Origin of the sequence: Halomonas sp. DP8Y7-3, from assembly GCF_019801675.1 — a bacterium.
Lineage (GTDB): Bacteria > Pseudomonadota > Gammaproteobacteria > Pseudomonadales > Halomonadaceae > Halomonas > Halomonas litopenaei_A.
In genome coordinates this window covers 1-3,218 of the sequence record NZ_JAHVIO010000006.1, presented here as the reverse complement: position 1 = coordinate 3,218, position 3,218 = coordinate 1, and the positions used below count along the sequence as shown (strand labels likewise).

The window sequence follows — 3,218 nt, the reverse complement described above, 5'->3', positions numbered from 1 at the left end:
TAAATGCCTGACGATGACCTACTCTCGCATGGGGAGACCCCACACTACCATCGGCGCTGAGCGGTTTCACTTCTGAGTTCGGCAAGGGATCAGGTGGTTCCCACTCGCTATGGTCGTCAGGCGAAAAAAGGCAATGTATATCAATGCTGGCAAAGTCCTGCTCGATACGTCCCACGTATCCGTCAATTGTGTCGTGACACCATCGACCAAAACCTCTTGGGTGTTATATGGTCAAGCCTCACGGACCATTAGTACCGGTTAGCTCAACGCCTTGCAGCGCTTCCACACCCGGCCTATCAACCAGCTGGTCTTGCTGGGTCCTTTAGGAGGCTCAAGGCCTCAGGGAGATCTCATCTTGAAGGGGGCTTCCCGCTTAGATGCTTTCAGCGGTTATCCCGTCCGTACATAGCTACCCGGCAATGCCATTGGCATGACAACCGGAACACCAGAGGTACGTCCACTCCGGTCCTCTCGTACTAGGAGCAGCACTTCTCAAATCTCCAACGCCCACGGCAGATAGGGACCGAACTGTCTCACGACGTTCTAAACCCAGCTCGCGTACCACTTTAAATGGCGAACAGCCATACCCTTGGGACCGACTTCAGCCCCAGGATGTGATGAGCCGACATCGAGGTGCCAAACACCGCCGTCGATGTGAACTCTTGGGCGGTATCAGCCTGTTATCCCCGGAGTACCTTTTATCCGTTGAGCGATGGCCCTTCCATACAGAACCACCGGATCACTAGAACCTACTTTCGTACCTGCTCGACGTGTCTGTCTCGCAGTTAAGCACCCTTATGCTCTTGCACTCAATGCACGATTTCCAACCGTGCTGAGGGTACCTTCGTGCTCCTCCGTTACTCTTTGGGAGGAGACCGCCCCAGTCAAACTACCCACCACACACGGTCCTCGAACCGGATTACGGTCCTGAGTTAGAACGCCAATGATGCCAGGCTGGTATTTCAAGGTTGGCTCCACCCCATCTGGCGACAGGGTTTCAAAGCCTCCCAGCTATCCTACACAAGCAACATCAGCGTCCAGTGTGAAGCTGTAGTAAAGGTTCACGGGGTCTTTCCGTCTAGCCGCGGGTACACAGCATCTTCACTGCGATTTCAATTTCACTGAGTCTCGGGTGGAGACAGCGTGGCCATCATTACGCCATTCGTGCAGGTCGGAACTTACCCGACAAGGAATTTCGCTACCTTAGGACCGTTATAGTTACGGCCGCCGTTTACCGGGGCTTCGATCAGGAGCTTCGCGTGAGCTAACACCATCACTTAACCTTCCGGCACCGGGCAGGCGTCACACCCTATACGTCCGCTTGCGCGTTTGCAGAGTGCTGTGTTTTTAATAAACAGTTGCAGCCACCTGGTATCTTCGACCGCGTCAGGCTCCGGTCGCGAGGACCTTCACCCTAATGCGGCGTGCCTTCTCCCGAAGTTACGGCACCATTTTGCCTAGTTCCTTCACCCGAGTTCTCTCAAGCGCCTTGGTATTCTCTACCTGACCACCTGTGTCGGTTTGGGGTACGGTCCCACAGTATCTGAAGCTTAGAGGCTTTTCCTGGAAGCGTGGCATCGATGACTTCCTGACCGTAGTCAGTTCGTCTCGCCTCTCGGCCTTAAGGGTCCGGATTTTCCTGAACCCTCAGCCTACTGGCTTTCACCAGGACAACCAACGCCTGGCTCACCTAGCCTTCTTCGTCCCCCCATCGCAATACTGTGAGGTACGGGAATATTGACCCGTTTCCCATCGACTACGCCTTTCGGCCTCGCCTTAGGGGCCGACTCACTCTGCTCCGATTAGCGTCGAACAGAAACCCTTGGTCTTCCGGCGGGGGAGTTTTTCACTCCCCTTGTCGTTACTCATGTCAGCATTCGCACTCGTGATACCTCCAGCATGCTTCTCAACACACCTTCATCGGCTTACACGACGCTCCTCTACCGCTCGTCATTCGACGAACCCGTAGCTTCGGTACCTGGTTTGAGCCCCGTTACATCTTCCGCGCAGGCCGACTCGACTAGTGAGCTATTACGCTTTCTTTAAAGGATGGCTGCTTCTAAGCCAACCTCCTAGCTGTCTAAGCCTTCCCACATCGTTTCCCACTTAACCAGGATTTCGGGACCTTAGCTGACGGTCTGGGTTGTTTCCCTTTTCACGACGGACGTTAGCACCCGCCGTGTGTCTCCCACGCTGCACTCACCGGTATTCGGAGTTTGCCTCGGGTTGGTAAGTCGGGATGACCCCCTAGCCGAAACAGTGCTCTACCCCCGGCGGTGATACGTGAGGCGCTACCTAAATAGCTTTCGAGGAGAACCAGCTATCTCCGGGCTTGATTAGCCTTTCACTCCGATCCACAAGTCATCCAAATCTTTTTCAACAGATCCTGGTTCGGTCCTCCAGTTGATGTTACTCAACCTTCAACCTGCTCATGGATAGATCGCCCGGTTTCGGGTCTATTTCCAGCGACTGGTCGCCCAGTTAAGACTCGATTTCTCTACGCCTCCCCTATACGGTTAAGCTCGCCACTGAAAATAAGTCGCTGACCCATTATACAAAAGGTACGCGGTCACCGAACGAGTCGGCTCCCACTGCTTGTACGCACACGGTTTCAGGGTCTATTTCACTCCCCTCTCCGGGGTTCTTTTCGCCTTTCCCTCACGGTACTGGTTCACTATCGGTCAGTCAGGAGTATTTAGCCTTGGAGGATGGTCCCCCCGTCTTCAGTCAAGGTTTCACGTGCCTCGACCTACTCGATTTCACAACACTCAGGTTTCGGTTACGGGGCTATCACCCACTATGGCCAGATTTCCCAATCTGTTCACCTACCAGTTGTGTTGCTTAAGGGCTGGTCCCCGTTCGCTCGCCGCTACTAGGGGAATCTCGGTTGATTTCTTTTCCTCGGGGTACTTAGATGTTTCAGTTCCCCCGGTTCGCCTCTCATGCCTATATATTCAGCATGAGATACCCAAGTGATCTTGGGTGGGTTTCCCCATTCAGAGATGTCCGGGTCGCAGGTCGTTTGCCACCTCGCCGAACCTTATCGCAGGCTTCCACGTCTTTCATCGCCTCTGACTGCCAAGGCATCCACCGTGTGCGCTTCATCGCTTGACCATATAACCCCAAAAGGTCTGTCAATCGATGATGTCACGACAATTGCCGGATACGCTTGAGACGTATCTTACTTTGTCAGCATGATATACATTGTTAAAGAGCGT

2 rRNA genes are annotated in these 3,218 nt (G+C 53.9%); both read right to left on the bottom strand.

Going from position 1 to position 3,218, the window contains the following annotated elements:
• Nucleotides 1-5: 5 nt before the first annotated feature.
• Nucleotides 6-121, bottom strand: a 5S ribosomal RNA gene (rrf, locus tag KUV86_RS09160).
• 106 nt (nucleotides 122-227) lie between these two features.
• A 23S ribosomal RNA gene (locus KUV86_RS09155) occupies nucleotides 228-3,114 on the bottom strand.
• Nucleotides 3,115-3,218 lie beyond the last annotated feature (104 nt).